The sequence below is a fragment of the Flavobacterium saccharophilum genome (genome assembly GCF_900142735.1).
Classification (GTDB): Bacteria; Bacteroidota; Bacteroidia; order Flavobacteriales; family Flavobacteriaceae; genus Flavobacterium; species Flavobacterium saccharophilum.
Genome location: NZ_FRBY01000002.1, coordinates 1,042,755 through 1,060,892 on the forward strand (window position 1 = coordinate 1,042,755; position 18,138 = coordinate 1,060,892).

12 protein-coding genes are annotated in these 18,138 nt (G+C 35.0%); 5 read left to right on the forward strand and 7 right to left on the reverse strand.

Annotated elements, in window-relative coordinates; genetic code table 11:
• Window positions 1-15: 15 nt before the first annotated feature.
• Window positions 16-2,349, reverse strand: coding sequence for a GH92 family glycosyl hydrolase (locus tag BUA98_RS09970; protein ID WP_072971714.1), 2,334 nt, complete (start codon window positions 2,347-2,349; stop codon window positions 16-18).
• 178 nt (window positions 2,350-2,527) lie between these two features.
• On the opposite strand from BUA98_RS09970, the gene BUA98_RS09975 reads away from it, so the two are divergent.
• Window positions 2,528-3,151 (forward strand): M949_RS01915 family surface polysaccharide biosynthesis protein, encoded by a 624-nt coding sequence (locus BUA98_RS09975; RefSeq protein WP_072971716.1) that lies wholly within the window; start codon window positions 2,528-2,530, stop codon window positions 3,149-3,151.
• A 14-nt stretch (window positions 3,152-3,165) separates the two neighbouring features.
• Complete coding sequence (locus tag BUA98_RS22635) at window positions 3,166-3,309, forward strand: hypothetical protein (RefSeq protein WP_396182123.1); 144 nt, start codon at window positions 3,166-3,168, stop codon at window positions 3,307-3,309.
• Between the two features lie 50 nt (window positions 3,310-3,359).
• On the opposite strand, the gene BUA98_RS09980 is transcribed toward BUA98_RS22635, so the two are convergent.
• Window positions 3,360-3,956 (reverse strand): GNAT family N-acetyltransferase, encoded by a 597-nt coding sequence (locus BUA98_RS09980; RefSeq protein ID WP_072971718.1) that lies wholly within the window; start codon window positions 3,954-3,956, stop codon window positions 3,360-3,362.
• A 259-nt stretch (window positions 3,957-4,215) separates the two neighbouring features.
• Between BUA98_RS09980 and BUA98_RS09985 the strand changes: the two genes are divergently transcribed.
• The gene (locus BUA98_RS09985) at window positions 4,216-7,065 is read left to right on the forward strand and encodes a M16 family metallopeptidase (protein WP_072971721.1); all 2,850 of its coding nucleotides are present in this window, start codon (window positions 4,216-4,218) and stop codon (window positions 7,063-7,065) included.
• A gap of 53 nt (window positions 7,066-7,118) precedes the next feature.
• Here the strand turns inward: BUA98_RS09985 and BUA98_RS09990 are convergent, their stop codons facing one another.
• From BUA98_RS09990 to BUA98_RS10000, 3 genes are all read right to left on the reverse strand, one after another.
• Window positions 7,119-7,475, reverse strand: coding sequence for a hypothetical protein (locus tag BUA98_RS09990; protein ID WP_072971723.1), 357 nt, complete (start codon window positions 7,473-7,475; stop codon window positions 7,119-7,121).
• A gap of 199 nt (window positions 7,476-7,674) precedes the next feature.
• Window positions 7,675-8,853, reverse strand: coding sequence for an AIR synthase related protein (locus tag BUA98_RS09995; protein WP_072971726.1), 1,179 nt, complete (start codon window positions 8,851-8,853; stop codon window positions 7,675-7,677).
• A gap of 166 nt (window positions 8,854-9,019) precedes the next feature.
• A complete protein-coding gene (locus BUA98_RS10000) occupies window positions 9,020-11,209 on the reverse strand; it encodes a glutamine synthetase III family protein (protein ID WP_072971729.1) in 2,190 nt (729 codons plus the stop codon).
• Between the two features lie 427 nt (window positions 11,210-11,636).
• Between BUA98_RS10000 and BUA98_RS10005 the strand changes: the two genes are divergently transcribed.
• Both BUA98_RS10005 and BUA98_RS10010 read left to right on the forward strand, forming a co-directional pair.
• A complete protein-coding gene (locus BUA98_RS10005) occupies window positions 11,637-12,653 on the forward strand; it encodes a glutamine synthetase beta-grasp domain-containing protein (protein ID WP_072971733.1) in 1,017 nt (338 codons plus the stop codon).
• A 147-nt stretch (window positions 12,654-12,800) separates the two neighbouring features.
• The gene (locus BUA98_RS10010; protein ID WP_072971737.1) at window positions 12,801-13,769 is read left to right on the forward strand and encodes a TerC family protein; all 969 of its coding nucleotides are present in this window, start codon (window positions 12,801-12,803) and stop codon (window positions 13,767-13,769) included.
• Window positions 13,770-13,840: 71 nt separating this feature from the next.
• Here the strand turns inward: BUA98_RS10010 and BUA98_RS10015 are convergent, their stop codons facing one another.
• Together BUA98_RS10015 and BUA98_RS10020 are read right to left on the reverse strand one after the other, a co-directional pair.
• Window positions 13,841-14,377 (reverse strand): hypothetical protein, encoded by a 537-nt coding sequence (locus BUA98_RS10015; protein WP_072971739.1) that lies wholly within the window; start codon window positions 14,375-14,377, stop codon window positions 13,841-13,843.
• Window positions 14,378-14,598: 221 nt separating this feature from the next.
• A partial coding sequence (locus BUA98_RS10020) for a T9SS type A sorting domain-containing protein (protein WP_139257001.1) occupies window positions 14,599-18,138 on the reverse strand: 3,540 nt, incomplete at its 5' end.

Consider the following 18,138-nt stretch of genomic DNA (forward strand, 5'->3'; position numbering starts at 1 on the left):
ACGTTTGTCTTTTTATTAATTTTGATAATTCTTCTTGTTCGGTTTACTACTCATATAAAACGTAATTTTTCCACCATTCATCACATCTCCATGTTTTAGAAAAGGTTTCGATAATTCTTTTCCGTTTAAAAGTACTTTGCTCACAAATACATTTTTATTCGACTGATTTACTGTTTCAACTTCAAATGTTTTTCCGTTTTCTAAATTGAAAACAGCATTTTTAACCAACGGACTTCCTAATGCATATTCGTCAGAACCAGGTGCTACCGGATAAAATCCTAAACTGCTGAAAATATACCAGGCACTCATTTGCCCAAAATCATCATTTCCTCCTAAACCATCAGCACCATTTCGATACATTTTTTTCAGGATCATTCTTATTTTGTCCTGTGCTTTCCATGGTGAATTTGTCCAATTGTACAAGTAAACAACGTGATGAGAGGGTTCGTTTCCATGAACGTAATTTCCAATAATTCCTTCTCTGGTAATATCTTCTGTATTTTCAAAATATTTGTCTGGTAAATGCATATTAAACAATGAATCTAAACGAACATTGAATTTATCATTTCCGCCCATCATTTTAATCATTTCAGCAGGATCTTGCGGTACGTACAAACTGTAATTCCACGAATTTCCTTCAATGAAACCTTGCCCGTGCGTGTCTAGCGGATCAAATTCTTTTTTGAAAGTTCCGTCATTTAATTTAGGACGCATGAAACCTGTTTTGGTATCGTAGACGTTTTTATAATTTTTAGATCTTTCGATAAACTCATTATAAATTTCAGTTTTTCCTAATTTCTTTGCGGCCTGAGCAATCGCCCAGTCATCATAAGCATATTCTAAAGTTTTTGAAACCGAAGAACCATTTTTGTCTTCTGGAACATAACCCATTTTCATATAATATTCCAATCCATCATAATAAGGTACTTTTGCTGTATTTACACAAGCTTGAAGTGCTTTTTCAGGATCAAAATTGGTATTACCCTTTACAATGGCATCAGCCACTACAGAAACCGAATGATAGCCAATCATACACCAGTTTTCATTTGCATAATGCGACCAGATCGGCAGCATTTTATGTACACTTTGGTTAGAATGTGCCAGCATGGAACTTACCATATCTGAGTTTCTTGTTGGCTGAACAATATTAAAAAACGGATGCAACGCCCTGTAAGTATCCCATAAAGAATAACTGGTGTAATTTTTAAAATTTTCGGCCTTGTGAACGTTCATATCCAAACCTTTGTAATTTCCATCTAAATCCATGTATTCCGTTGGACCTAAAAAGGCGTGGTACATTGCGGTATAAAAATTTACATAATCTTCTTTTTGAATGGCTTCAATCTGAATTTTATTCAGTTCATTATTCCAAACTTCCTGGCTTTGTTTTTTTACTTTTTCAAAATCCCAACCCGGAACTTCTTTCTTCATATTTTCTAACGCTCCCGCAGAACTCACAGGCGACAAAGCCATTTTGATTTTGATTTTCTCTCCTTCTTCAGTATTAAAATCAAAAAACAATTTTAGGTTTTGACCTGCCATTTCCGGGAAATTTTTGGTTTGATCAAATCTTCCCCAAAAACCCCTATAAACACTTTTGTCCTGCGGTGCTTGTCCGTAACTCTTAATTGGTTTACTAAAAGACATGGCAAAATAAACAGTTCTTGTTCTTGCCCAACCGTTTGTTTGACGATATCCGGTAATCAAAGTATCATTTTCTATACGAACAAATGTCCAAACGTTCTTTTTATCGTAATTATAAATTCCGGAAGTTAAGTCCAGAATAATATGCGCTTCATCTGACTTTGGAAAAGTATATTGATGCATTCCTACACGTGTTGTTGCTGTCAATTCTGCTTTAATTTTATAATCTTCTAAAAGAACACTGTAATAAGCCGGTTCCGCTTTTTCGGTTGTATGAGAAAATGAAGAACGATATCCTGATTGCGGTTTTGAAGCCACTCCCGGATTCAATTGTAGCTTACCTGTTGTTGGCATAATTAAAAAATCACCTAAATCCGAATGTCCTGTTCCGCTGAAATGAGTATGACTGAAACCAACGATGGTTTTGTCTTCATATTGATATCCTGCACAATACTTGTAAACATCACCGTTATATTTCCCATTTATGCCATAAGCAATCGTATCAGTCTCAGGACTTAATTGTACACTTCCAAATGGCACTGTTGCACCTGGATAAGTATGCCCCATCTTAGCAGTACCAATCATGGGGTCTACATACTGAATCAAATTTCGTTTTTCACTCCCTTTTTTCTGTGCATTACTGGTGTAACTAATCAATAAAAAGGACAATCCAAAAAGAATCTTTTTAAAATTTTTGCTAATCATCAGGTATTTTTTTTAATCATTATTTTTTAGACAAAACAATATCAGACATTTACTAAAACGTTTTATCAATACTTTTAGGTTAGAAAAATACAATAAAATATGCTTTAAAAAAATATAAAATTCTTTAAGCTAAAAAGGTTTTAAATATCTTTGATTCACTAAAAATGTAATACCATTCATGAAAAATTATATTTTCACACTGCTTCTTCTTTCTACTACATTTATTTACGCCCAAAAAGTAGAAAGTTACAGACTCACAAAAGAACAAATTGTAGAACGAGAACTGGACGGCGTTTCAGATTTTCCAATATACAAAGCGTTTGAGTACAGTGATAAAGGTGGTGTCTACGAATTGCTTTTATGTGAGAATCAAAAAACAATTAGTAAAAAAGATACTTTAAATACTAAAATTCAAGCCATTTGTACCATCAATGATCATGGAGGTTTTCTGGAAAAATGGCAAATAAACGATCTGCTTGAAATCACAGAACCAAAAGAAACCAACATCTGGTTTTGGACGAAATATTGCAGTACTAAAGATCTTGATGGAGATGGTTATATTGAACCCATTATTATTTATGGAACAAGAAATGAAAATGATGAAATAAGCCGCGTTAAAATTATCACTGTTTATAAAAACAAAAAATATGTGATTCGTGCGGTTGAATGTGATTTAGACTATTGCAGAAGTTTTAAAAAAGATGCCAACTGGAATTTATTACCACAAAAAATAAAAACTTATGTAGATAATCTAGTCGAGAAAATAAGAAAAGATCAGGGGTTATTATTGAAAGATGGGTAGATGATTCAATGTCAATGACACTATCAATGACAATATCAATATCAATATCAATATTAATGTCAATATTAATGTCAAATTCAATGTCAAATTCAATGTCAATATCAATGTCAATATCAATGGGAATGGGAATGTCAAATTCAATTTACTTTACGGCCTAAACTGGACTGAAGTCCAGCCCTACAATATTTTTAGAGCCTACGGCTCTTTTTTAGAGCTTGCGCTTTAGATTTTCTTTTACCTCTTCAAACCATTCCTCTTTTAGAATACTCAAAACTATCGAATCACGACGAACCTCACTGTTTGCAGTCGGCATATGGCTTCTTAAAACGCCTTCGACTTTGCAGCCGATGCTTTTCATAGCGGCAATACTTCGCTCATTATTATTATCGGCGCGGAATTCTACACGTTCCATTCCTAAGGTTTCAAAAGCAAATTGAAGTAGTAAAAATTTACAATGTTTATTAAGACCGGTACCTCTAAAAGCAGAACCGTACCAGGTGTAGCCTAATTGTAAGGTTTTATATTGAAGCTGAATATCATAAAAACGTGTTGAACCAGCATATTTTTGAGATTTTTTATCAAAAACAATGAATGGAAATTCTTTTTTTTCTTCTCTTGCTTTTATAGCCGATTGGATATAATTAATCAGGTTTTCTTTTCCGTCTGCTCCTACTAAAGAATATTTCCAGGTTTCTGGTTCGTTGATGGAGATTTCTAATAGATTTTCGATGTCGGTGAGTTCTAGCGGGCGAAGTAACACCATTTCGTCTTCGAGTTCTACATTTTGAGGAAAATTCAAATTCATGTCTACCTAATTTTGGATGATTACAAAGAAACGAAGTTCTTTTAAACATTGACCATCCAAGCCTCCAAAAATTATCTTACAGAAATTAAAAATCAACTTTTACAACAAACCGCATTTGCACCGATTTCGGTCAAAAATTAACCAAATTTAACTTATTAACATTCAATAATTTATTCTTTTATTTCATTAATTTCGTTATCAAATTCATTAGCCAATTATTTAAAATAAAAAACCAAGTTTTAACTACAAAAGCCAAACCATGAAATCAAACCAATTTTTAATACTTCTCGTTGTTTTTTTTACTGGATTTTCTTCTTATTCTCAAAATCAGAATAAAACAAGCCAGTCGAAGGAATTTAAGGTAGAATTTGAACAGTTTACATTAGATAACGGGCTAAATGTAATTTTTCATATTGATCGCTCTGATCCGGTTGTTGCTGTCGCTTTAACGTGTCATGTAGGGTCTGCGAGAGAAACTAAAGGCCGTACTGGATTTGCCCATTTATTTGAACATTTACTTTTTCTCGAATCAGAAAACTTAGGAAAAGGAGGACTTGATAAAATGAGTGCACGAATTGGTGGCTCTGGTGCGAATGGTTCAACAAGTAGAGATCGTACGAATTATTATCAAACGGTACCTAAAGATGCTTTGGAAAAAATGATTTGGGCTGAAGCCGATAAACTGGGTTATTTCATTAACACTGTAACAGATCCTGTTCTTTCCAAAGAAAAACAAGTGGTTAAAAATGAAAAAAGACAGAGTTACGATAATAGGCCATATGGAAATACCTTTGCCGTAATTGATAAAAATTTATATCCTGCTTCACATCCGTATAGCTGGGAAGTTATTGGTTCTTTGGAAGATTTACAAAATGCGACACTAGATGACGTAAAAAATTTCTACAATCGCTGGTATGTGCCTAATAATGTAACGTTAACCATTGCTGGTGATTTTGATACAAATCAAGCAAAAAAATGGGTAGAAAAATACTTTAGCGAAATAAAGCGTGGCGTAGATATTCCGAATATGGAGAAGCAGCCTGTAACGCTTACAGCATCTAAAAAACTTTATTATGAAGATAATTTTGCCCGTTTACCGCAATTAACGATCAACTGGCCATCTGTTTATAAATATCACCCTGATAGTTATGCATTAGAAGTTTTGGCCAATTACCTTTCAAGGGGTAAAAAAGCACCTCTATACAAAACACTTGTAGAAGACAAAAAATTGACTGATGATGTCGATATGTCTCAATATAATTCTGAAATAGCGGGACAGTATCTTGTTCAGGTTACCGCTTTTGATAAAACAAACTTAAACGAAGTAGAGAAAGGAATAAACGAAGCATTTAAAAATTTTGAGACCGAAGGGATTTCACAACAGGATTTAAATAGAATTAAAGCCACACAGGAAACTGTATTTTACAATGAGTTAGCAAGTGTTCTGGGGAAAGGATTTCAATTGGCACAATATAAGATTTATGCGGGAACGCCAGATTATATTAATCAGGATATAAAAAATATTCTTGCAGTAACTTCTGAAGATGTTATGCGAGTTTATAATAAATATATAAAAGGAAAACATTTTGTAGCTACGAGCTTCGTACCAAAAGGTCAGGCCAATTTAGTTTTGGAAGGTTCTGAGTTAGCTGTGCTTGAGGAAGAAAAAATAATTAACGGTAAAGAAGATACTTTTGATGCCAGTATTGCAGCTACGTATAAAAAAACACCTTCAGCTTTTGACAGAAGCGTAGAGCCTCCCTATGGAGATAGCCCTAATGTAAAATTGCCTGTGGTCTGGAAAAAGAAATTATCATCTGGTATAAACGTTTTGGGAATTGAAAACCATGAAGTACCTCTTGTTCAGTTTCAATTACAAATTAAGGGCGGAATGCTTTTAGAAACTGCAAATAAAATAGGCGTTTCTAATATGATGGCAGAATTGATGACAAAAGGAACAAAAAACAAAACACCTGAACAATTAGAAAATGCAATCGAAAGTCTTGGCGCAGTAATTAAAGCTTATGCAACTGATGAAGCTGTTTTTATTAAGGGAAATACACTGGCAAAGAACTATAATGAAACAATGAAACTGGTTCAGGAAATAATACTTCAACCACGCTGGGACGCAAAAGAATTCGATTTGATCAAACAAAGTACTTTAAGTAAAATTCTACAGCAAAAAGCAAGTCCAAACGATATTGCAGACAATGAGTTCAAAAAAATAATTCACGGCGAAGCATCTATCCTGTCCAATAATAATATTGGAACAGAGAATTCTGTAAAGAATACTACTATTGAAGATTTGAAAAACTATTATACGAAGAATATTTCTCCCTCCGTTTCTAATTTTCAAATTGTTGGTGCCATTTCAGAATCAGATGTGAATAATTCTTTAAATTCTTTAAATGAAGAATGGAAGTCAAAAGACATTACTATTCCTAAAATACAAAACACCAAAGGTACTGTCAAATCAAAAATTTATTTTTATGACGTTCCTGATGCAAAACAATCTGTTATTCGAATAGGATATCTTGCTCTTGCCGCTACTGACAAAGATTTTTATCCTGCCAAAGTTATGAATTACCGTTTGGGAGGAGGTGGTTTTGCCTCTGAACTGACACAACAATTAAGAGAAGGAAAAGGATATACGTATGGTATTTCATCTATGTTTGAAGGTTCGAACAACAAAGGTTCATTTAGTATCGAAAGCGGTGTACGATCTAATATAACCTATGAATCAATTAGTTTAATAAAAGAAATAACAGAGCAGTACGGCAAAAAATTCAGTAAGAGCGATCTTGATGTCACTAAAGACTTTTTAGTTAAAAGTAATGCAAGGGCATTTGAAACTTTGTCGGCTAAACTGAATATGCTTTATGAGATCGGCAATTATAACTTTCCAAATGACTATGCTAAACAGCGTGAAAATATTGTAAAAGGCATGACAATTGAGGAGATTCAAAAACTCGCTAATAAATATTTAAACGTAAATGAAATGATTTATGTAATAGCAGGCGATGCAAAAACGCAGCTGCCAAAATTAGAACAAGTTGGTTTTGGAGCACCAGTTCTTTTAAATCCATCAACAGAAATGGCAAAAAATTAGAATCGCATATAAATAAAAACTGTCCCTAAAATTGGGACAGTTTTTTATAATAATTATTCACTCATTTCGTCATAACGTTCCGGCACTTGCGGATCGTATAATGGGCATTTAAACTCTTCCATCAAAGCCACTAACTTATTCATGGTTTTACCTTCGGTACCGTAGCAGTCAATTTTGATGCTTTGTGGAGTTGAAATAACCTGGAAAGCACCTTTTCCTTTCGTGTTTTGCCAGCTGTTTTCATCTACTTTTTCCCATTCTGAGAATACAGAAGCGATTCGGTTAAAAATTACCTCGACAGGAAGTGTTTCTAATCCTTCAACTTCTTCTTTTTCAAGAAGTGCTTCGTAAACTTCGTGATGATTTAAATAAATCTCATCTAAATATCTCCAAAAAAGTAGCTCGTACATAACTCTGGTGTTTTTAGCCCCGATAGCAGTGAAAATCCTTTTGTGTCCGTCCCGATAGCTATCGGGAGGCACAAAAGATTGTAACGGATAGCGGGATTAGCTCCTAAAAAAACTAATTATTAATAAAAAAGGTCCTGTTGAAACTCCAGTATAAAAAACCTTTGCAACTCAGAACCTCTGAACCTTTGTAACTTAAAAATTAATATTCGAATGTTCCGTATTCGCTGCTAATTGTCAATTTCTTAATATCAGCCGCTTCTACTCTACCAACGATTTGTGCATCGACATTGAATGATTTTGAAATCGCAATAATATCCTGAGCAATATTTTCAGGAACATAGATTTCCATACGGTGACCGCAATTGAAAACCTGATACATTTCTTTCCAGTCTGTTTTTGATTGTTCCTGAATTAATTTGAACAATGGTGGAACCGGGAATAAATTATCTTTTATAATGTGTAAATTTTGAACGAAATGAAGAATTTTAGTCTGCGCTCCTCCACTACAATGTACCATTCCGTGAATATCGTTTGGCGTATAAGTATCTAAAATTTTCTTGATAATTGGTGCATAAGTTCTTGTTGGAGAAAGTACCAACTGACCAGCGTTTATTGGACTATTCTCCACTTCATCTGTTAGATTTACCTGACCCGAGTAAATTAATTCTTCCGGAACAAGAGCATCGTAACTTTCAGGGTATTTTTTAGCCAAATATTTTCCGAATACATCATGACGTGCCGATGTTAATCCGTTACTTCCCATTCCGCCATTATAACCTTTTTCGTAAGTTGCCTGACCAAAAGAAGCCAAACCAACAATTACATCACCCGCTTTAATATTGGCATTATCCACAACATCGCTGCGTTTCATACGAGCTGTTACAGTAGAATCTACAATAATAGTACGAACTACATCTCCAACATCGGCAGTTTCTCCACCAGTTGAATGGATGGTTACACCGAAAGATTTTAATTCATTGATTAATTCTTCGGTTCCGTTGATAATAGCCGAAATAACTTCAGCAGGAATTAAGTTTTTGTTTCTTCCGATAGTAGAAGAAAGCAAGATATTATCTGTTGCTCCAACACATAATAGATCATCAATGTTCATGATTAAAGCATCCTGAGCAATTCCTTTCCAAACAGAAATATCACCAGTTTCTTTCCAGTACATATATGCCAAAGACGATTTTGTACCAGCTCCATCAGCATGCATAATTAAGCAATGTTCTGAATCCTGAGTTAAGTAATCAGGAACAATTTTGCAGAATGCCTGAGGGAATAAACCTTTATCTATATTTTTTATTGCGTTGTGTACGTCTTCTTTTGATGCTGAAACACCTCTTTGTGCGTACCTTTTGCTAGAATCTGAACTCATGAAAATTAGTTTGTGTTGATGTGGTGCAAAGATAATCCCTTTTTTTAATTCTTTTATTGATTCGGATGTTTGATTGATAAAAAAATCACGAAGTTATCTTCGTATCTTAATCTAAAAAACAAAACCCACCTGTTTAAGATGGGTTTTAGTCTAATTATTTTATTAATTACTTTGTAAACAGTAATTCTCTGTATTTAGTAAGTGTCCAGCTTTCGTCGTCAACCAATAACTCTAACTTATCGCAGTGATTACGAATATCTTCAAAATAAGGTTTTACATTATTACAGTACACTTCTGCCATTTTTTGGGCATCTGTCAATTGATTCGCTTTCTTTCTTTCGTTCGTCATGGCCAATACTTTAGAATTGATTCCTTCAATATGACCTGAAATTTCTTTAATTAAAACAATTTGCTCTTTTGCAATAGTTTCGAATTCTTTTCCGAAGATTTCTTTTAAACCTTTTACATTCTCAATTAATGTATTTTGGTAACGAATCGCTGTTGGAATAACATGATTTCTGGAAATATCCCCTAAAACTCTTCCTTCAATCTGGATTTTTTTAGTGTATTCTTCCAATTCAATTTCGTAGCGGGCTTCTGCTTCAACATGATTTAAGATTCCTAATTCATCAAATAAATCAAGTGCTTGCTTAGAAACTTTTGCTTTAATAGCTTCGGGAGTAGTTTTAAAATTACTTAAACCTCTTTTAGCTGCTTCTTTTTCCCAGGCATCAGAATATCCGTCGCCTTCAAAAAGTATTTTCTTAGATTGTTTTATGTATTCTCTCAAAACATTAAAGATGGCGTCATCTTTTTTCATGTCTTTAGAGTCGATCAAATTATCAACTTCTATTTTGAAATCTTTCAATTGTTTCGCTACAATTGCATTTAGCGTTGTCATTGCATTCGAGCAGTTTGCATTTGAACCAACGGCTCTAAACTCAAACTTATTTCCTGTAAAGGCAAAAGGCGATGTTCTGTTTCTGTCTGTATTATCTAAAAGAACATCCGGAATTTTACCCACAACATTCAGTTTTAAATCGGTTTTTTCCTCAGGAGATAATTTACCGGTTGTTACACTTTCTAATTCAGATAAAACTTTTGTTAATTGCGCTCCAATAAAAACAGAGATGATTGCCGGCGGTGCTTCGTTTGCTCCTAACCTGTGATCATTACTAGCTGTTGCGATAGAAGCTCTTAACAAAGTTTCGTAATCGTTAACTGCTTTAATCGTATTGATAAAGAAAGTCAAAAACTGCAAATTACTCATTGGAGTCTTACTCGGACTCAATAAATTAACTCCGGTATCGGTTGCCAACGACCAGTTGTTGTGTTTTCCTGAACCGTTTACACCTTTAAAAGGTTTTTCGTGGAATAACACTTTAAAATCATGACGCTCCGCCACTCTTTGCATCACATCCATTAATAAAGAGTTGTGATCAACCGCTAAATTTGTTTCTTCAAAAATAGGTGCCAACTCAAATTGATTTGGTGCTACCTCATTATGACGCGTTTTTACCGGAATTCCTAGCAACATACATTCCTGCTCTAAATCTCTCATATAAGTTAAGGCACGAGTGGGAATAGAACCAAAATAATGATCATCTAATTGCTGTCCTTTTGCAGAAGTATGTCCTAATAAGGTTCTTCCTGTCATCATTAAATCAGGACGTGAATTAGCCAATGCTTTATCAATCAGGAAATATTCCTGTTCCCAACCTAAAGTTGCCGTTACCTTTTTTACATTTTTATCAAAATAGCGACACACCTCTGTTGCTGCTTCATCCATCGCAGATAAGGCTCTTAACAACGGAATTTTATTATCTAAAGCTTCACCGGTATACGCTATGAAAACAGTTGGAATACATAAAGTTGTACCATATATAAAGGCTGGAGAAGTTGGATCCCAGGCAGTATAACCTCTGGCTTCAAAAGTATTTCTGATTCCGCCATTCGGGAAACTTGATGCATCAGGTTCTTGTTGAACCAATTGAGCTCCGCCAAATTTTTCTACAGGATCGCTTCCGTCATAAGATGTTTCAAAAAAAGCATCATGTTTTTCTGCCGTTGTTCCTGTAAGTGGCTGAAACCAGTGTGTATAATGTGTTACGCCTTTGGCCAAAGCCCATTCTTTCATTCCCATGGCGATATAATCTGCCAGTTTTCTGTCTATTTTAGTTCCGTGCTGAATTGCATCCCTAACTCCCTTCAAAGCATCTGAAGTTAAATATTGCTTCATTGCTTTCTCATTAAATACATTTGAACCAAAAATGTTAGATTTTCTATCAATTTCTTCAAAATGTACTGGCTTTCTTGTCGAAGCTTCTTTTAAAGCTTGGAAACGTAATGTTGACATGTATATAAGTTTAAAGATTCGTAATAAATTTCACTAAAAAAAGAGGAACAAATATAAGCAATAAAAGAGGCTATTTGAAAGATATATTTTGGAAATTTATGTGGTAATATTTCAATAGAAGGCCCTTTTTTCAAAGAATAATTAATTCAATTTAAAGAAATGTAACAAAATACACCGGTATTATTCATTAAATAAACATTTTTTCATAATTCCTTAACCCAGAAATTCAAAAAACTCCCGTAATTATTACGAATTTATTTTTTTATAGTGTTAAAAATTGCTTTTTTAAAAATATACCCCTGCCAAAATTGCGCTTCTCTAAAAAATTATACTCCGTAAAACAAAATAGCCCCCTAATTTTTAGGACTAAAAAAATAAATCTATATTTGACCCAGCGAAAAAAAACAAAAAAATAAATTATATTATTATGGCTAAAATTAAGTTAGAGTACATTTGGTTAGATGGATATGAACCAACTCAAAATCTTAGAAGTAAAACTAAAGTTGAAGAACACGAAAATTTCAAAGGAACATTAGAAGAACTTGGAAATTGGTCATTTGATGGTTCATCAACAAAACAAGCAGAAGGTGGTTCATCAGACTGTCTTTTAGTTCCTGTTGCAATTTACCCAGATCCAACACGTATTAACGGATATTTAGTTATGTCTGAAGTTATGTACGCAGACGGAACACCACATCCTTCTAACGGAAGAGCTACAATTGATGATGATAATGAAGATTTTTGGTTTGGTTTCGAACAAGAATACTTCATCATGGATACTAAAACTTTATTGCCATTAGGTTTCCCTGTTGGAGGATATCCTGCTCCACAAGGTATGTACTACTGTTCTGTTGGTGGAAAAAACACTCACGGAAGAAAATTAGTAGAAGAACATGCTGACTTATGTATCGCTGCCGGAATTAACTTTGAAGGTATTAACCAAGAGGTTGCTTGTGGACAATGGGAATTCCAATTATTCGCTAAAGGTGCTAAAAAAGCCGGAGACGAAATTTGGGTTGCTCGTTACTTATTAGATCGTTTGACTGAGAAATATGGTTACTATATTGAATATCACCCAAAACCATTAGGAGATACAGACTGGAATGGTTCAGGTATGCATGCTAACTTCTCTAACGAGGTGTTAAGAACATGTGGAGATCAAGCAACTTACGAAAGAATTTGCGAGGCTTTCCGTCCTGTTACTGCTGAGCACATCGCTGTTTACGGAGCTTACAACGACCAACGTTTAACTGGTAAACACGAAACTGCATCTATCCACGATTTCTCTTATGGAGTTTCAGACAGAGGATGTTCTATCAGAATTCCTTTAATGACTGTTCAAAAAGGATGGAAAGGTTGGTTAGAAGACAGAAGACCAGCTTCAAACGGAGACCCATACAAAATTGCTGCAAGAATTATCAAAACTGTAAAATCAGCACTATAATTCAAAGCTCAAGTTATACTAAAAAGTGCCATCTTAATTGATGGCATTTTTTTTTATTTTATATTAATTTGAAGGAAACTTTTTCAAATAATTAATTTTTAAGTTAAACTTCAAAACCTATCTTTGTAAATCATTTAAAATTATCTCATAATGGTTTGGATTTTCTTTTTATTAGCCGTAATTATTATTCTTGCTTTAGATTTGGGCGTTTTTAACAAAACACCTCATATAATCAGCACTAAAGAAGCAAGCAAATGGACGTTGATTTGGGTAACACTGTCATTTGCCTTTTCAGGAGTTATTTACTGGCTTTATACTACAGATTATATTGCCAATCCAGATGGTCTTAAGCCTGCGGTCGCTTCTATGAAGTTTATTACAGGTTATTTAATTGAATTATCATTGAGCGTTGATAATATTTTTGTGATTGCAATTATTTTTGCTTCGTTTAAGATTCCACAAAAATACCAACACCGTGTTTTATTCTGGGGAATTTTAGGAGCGATTGTTTTCCGAGGATTAATGATCTTCTTCGGAGTAATGCTGATCAATAAATTTACCTGGACTACTTACTTATTTGGTGCATTCTTAATTTTTACTGCGCTAAAAATGTTGTTTTCTGGTGAAGATGAAGATTTTCATCCAAAAGATTCTTTCGTATATAAAACATTAGGAAAAATTATTCCGATTACATCCGAAACAGATGGGGAGAAATTTTTCATCCCGACAAAAACAGCAAAAAGAGCTGCAACTCCATTGTTCGTTGCCTTAATTGTTATTGAAGTAATGGATGTTTTATTTGCTGTTGATAGTGTTCCTGCAATTCTGGCTATTACTTCTGACCCGTTTTTAGTGTTCAGTTCTAATATTTTTGCAATTCTGGGTTTACGTTCTATGTACTTTTTCTTGGCTAATATGCTGGCGAAATTCAGTTATTTAGAATATAGTCTTGTTGCCATTTTAGCTTTTGTTGGATTAAAAATGATTCTACACGATTTCATCCATATTCCGGAATGGGCTTCTTTAGGATTTATTGCACTATCGCTTTTAGTGGGAATTATAGTTTCTCTTAAATTTGGTAAAGAAAAAGACCTAACCGATTTAGATCTGGATTAATTTTTCCGGAAACATATATTCATAAAAAAAGGAGATCATATGATCTCCTTTTTTTATGAATATAAATCAACTTATAATTTAATTGATTTTATTTTTGTATCGTCAATATTATACTTTTCAATAACTGCGTTATAATCAGAAAAATCAGATTTATTAGCAGATTTATTAGTACCGGTTAAGTATCCTGGAATAATCACAATTCTAAATATTTGATTTGTTCTGAAAGAACTTTCAACACTAGCTAGATCATTTCCATCCATATAAATACTAACATCATTTTTCGTAAAATTAAAATTGTAACCAAAATTAAATCTTCCATCTGCAAAATAGTAAAGTTCAGGAGTCATTTTCCAAACATCCTGGCCATTATCTACTCCTGCTAATCTATACAAAACAACCATATCCGAATCAAAAATGGCAGGATTTAGAGGAATTATAGGATTATAATCGTTAGCAGCGGTAAAATTAACACCACTAACTTCGTAAACTTCAGCAATTAACCCATCTTCTCCAGGAAGTCCAGGAACTCCCGGAGGTCCTTCTGGTCCTTCACAACTAGAGAATGCTATAAGTCCAACAACCGCAAAAAGGGTAAGTATCTTTTTCATAATATTTGTTTTTTTTTAAGTTTTATATATAAAGGTACTTCCAAAAACCAAACCAAAAAATAAAATTCATGAATTTTTTCTTAAATTCATAACCGTTTTTTCCATTTCGCGCCATCTTTAAAAGCACAATAACCTAACAATCAAAGTACAATCCCTACCGTAAACCTCAAAAAAAAGCATCCGATTTTAACGGATGCTTTTAAATAAAATTTTATAAATCATTAATTACCATCGGAAATAATTTTTTTAGAACTACTGCCTTTACTTGTGGTAATTTTAAGAATATAAACCTGGAATTTACCTACATAGAAATCTATATTAAAGGTGTATTCTTTACCTGAGTAAGAGTCTGTATCTGTTTTTGAAGATAACAATACTCCAGATGTATTAAACAATTCAATTCTAACATCACTTGCATAATCAAAGTTATAACGAATTGTGATGTAGTTTTTAAATGGCATCGGATAAGCATCAAAATCTGCTTTTTTACCTCCTTTGCTAGTCTCTTCAACTACAGTCGTTTCTGGTGTAATTGGTTGTAAAACTATAGTTTCTTCAGTAGCTACACAGGCAAGAGGTTGCATGTTGTATCCCATTGAAATTCTACATTTATCAAATGCATTATTGATCAGATCTACTAAACTAGCAATATCAGAAAGAGAAAGTCCATAAGTATCTCCGCCTCCAAGTGCCTGATTGGCTAAATTGAACAGATCACCAACAGTTTTACCTCCACCTAATTTACTAACTACATTACCCGGAATAGTGTAATATTTATACTCATTACTTACCGTTCCGTCAGGATTACAAGTACGAACTTTTGGATCTTTAGATCCACAACCACCAACAGGTTCCGCTATTGCCAGTATACCAGCCTGCAATTTGAAATTACCTAGCTCACTATCAATACCTAAATTAAGTCCTAAAGTTATAGTCTGAGCTAATAAGGTATTATTGATAGTTCCTTTTTTAAGATAGGATGGTGGCAACGCACTTATTTGAGGATTTCCATTTAGTAAAACTTTACTTGCTCCACCTCCTGGTAAAACTGCAATCACAGCATCGATATCAACTGGATTGTTAGACACTAAAACGGATTTTCCTTCTATACCAATTCGCATTGTTCCTCCTGGATAAGTACTTAATGATTTCGCAATAAGCTCTTTGGTAGTGTAAGAAACTCCTCCGGCACATGCCATACCTCCTACATTTCCATAATATCCCTGAGTATACGTACAAATTGGAGTTGTACATGGCGTAATCAAGAATGTTGAAGTTTTTACAACTCTTTCACATCTGTTAGAAACAATGTACTCAATAACTAACGGTACTCCTATTTGAGGTTTTACAAACTGAGATAAATCTGTGGCATCAACATTTCCAAGACATCCTCCGGTAAATTTGAAACCTGAGATCCACGCAGCAAATGCAGCATCCACGTCTTCACCACAAACCACTGTTTTATCAGCAGGACGTTCAACGCTTAACAAATCACTTTTAAGAATTGTAAAATCTCTGGTAATTGTTTTACTATAACATTTATCAGTGATCATAAAACTTACCGTTACTGTACCACCTTCGCATAAAGTTGGTAAAATTGGATCTCCAACAAAACTACCTTTTGGATCACAACCACCTGTTACTCCAAAACCTGCTTTAAAGGCTTCAAAAGCAGTAACCAAAGCAGCCTGATCAGCATAATTACAAGCTGATCCACTGAATGTGTCAGGGGCTACTGGAAGAACAACTTGCGCTGGAGCAGTAAGAATAAAGTCTTTGGTGATCGTGGTAGTATAACATTTGTCGGTTATTTTGTAACTAACACTTACTGTACCGCCTGTACATAAAGTTGGTGCCATAGGGTTTCCTATAAATTCACCTTTGGCATCACAACCGCCGCTTACTCCAAAACCTGATTTGAAAGTTTCAAATGCAGCATCCAAAGCAGCCTGGTCAGCATAAGCACAAGCTGATGCGTTTACAGGATCTGGTGATTGTGGAACTACAGCTGCAGGAGCGGTAATAATAAAGTCTTTGGTGATTGTTTCACTATAACATTTGTCGGTTATTTTGTAACTAACACTAACCGTTCCGCCTGTACATAAAGTTGGTGCCATAGGATTTCCTATAAATTCCCCTTTGGCATCACAGCCTCCGCTTACTCCAAAACCTGATTTGAAAGTAGCAAATGCAGCATCCAAAGCAGCCTGATCCGCATAAGCACAAGCCGATGCATTTACAGGATCTGGTGATTGTGGAACTACAGCTGCAGGAGCAGTAATAATAAAGTCTTTAGTGATTGTTTCACTATAACATTTGTCGGTTATTTTGTAACTAACACTAACCGTTCCGCCTGTACATAAAGTTGGTGCCACTGGGTTTCCTATAAATTCCCCTTTGGCATCACAGCCTCCGCTTACTCCAAAACCTGATTTGAAAGTAGCAAATGCAGCATCCAAAGCAGCCTGATCCGCATAAGCACAAGCCGATGCATTTACAGGATCTGGTGATTGTGGAACTACAGCTGCAGGAGCAGTAATAATAAAGTCTTTAGTGATTGTTTCACTATAACATTTGTCGGTTATTTTGTAACTAACACTAACCGTTCCGCCTGTACATAAAGTTGGTGCCACAGGATTTCCTATGAATTCCCCTTTGGCATCACAACCTCCGCTTACTCCAAAACCTGATTTGAAAGTTTCAAATGCAGCATCCAAAGCAGCCTGATCCGCATAAGCACAAGCAGATGCGTTTACAGGATCTGGTGATTGCGGAACTACAGCTGCAGGAGCAGTTATGATAAAGTCTTTGGTGATTGTTTCACTATAACATTTGTCGGTTATTTTGTAACTAACACTAACCGTTCCGCCTGTACATAAAGTTGGTGCCATAGGGTTTCCTATAAATTCCCCTTTAGCATCACAACCGCCGCTTACTCCAAAGCCTGATTTGAAAGTTTCAAATGCAGCATCCAAAGCAGCCTGGTCAGCATAAGCGCAAGCCGATGCGTTTACAGGATCTGGTGATTGCGGAACTACAGCTGCAGGAGCAGTTATGATAAAGTCTTTGGTGATTGTTTCACTATAACATTTGTCGGTTATTTTGTAACTAACACTAACCGTTCCGCCTGTACATAAAGTTGGTGCCACAGGATTTCCTATAAACTCCCCTTTGGCATCACAGCCTCCGCTTACTCCAAAACCTGATTTGAAAGTAGCAAATGCAGCATCCAAAGCAGCCTGATCCGCATAAGCACAAGCCGATGCATTTACAGGATCTGGTGATTGTGGAACTACAGCTGCAGGAGCAGTAATAATAAAGTCTTTGGTGATTGTTTCACTATAACATTTGTCGGTTATTTTGTAACTAACACTAACCGTTCCGCCTGTACACAAAGTTGGTGCCATAGGGTTTCCTATGAATTCCCCTTTGGCATCACAACCGCCGCTTACTCCAAAACCTAATTTGAAAGTCGCAAATGCAGCATCCAAAGCAGCCTGGTCAGCATAAGCACAAGCCGATGCGTTTACAGGATCTGGTGATTGCGGAACTACAGCTGCAGGAGCAGTTATGATAAAGTCTTTGGTGATTGTTTCACTATAACATTTGTCGGTTATTTTGTAACTAACACTAACCGTTCCGCCTGTACATAAAGTTGGTGCCATAGGGTTTCCTATAAATTCACCTTTGGCATCACAACCGCCGCTTACTCCAAAACCTGATTTGAAAGTTTCAAATGCAGCATCCAAAGCAGCCTGGTC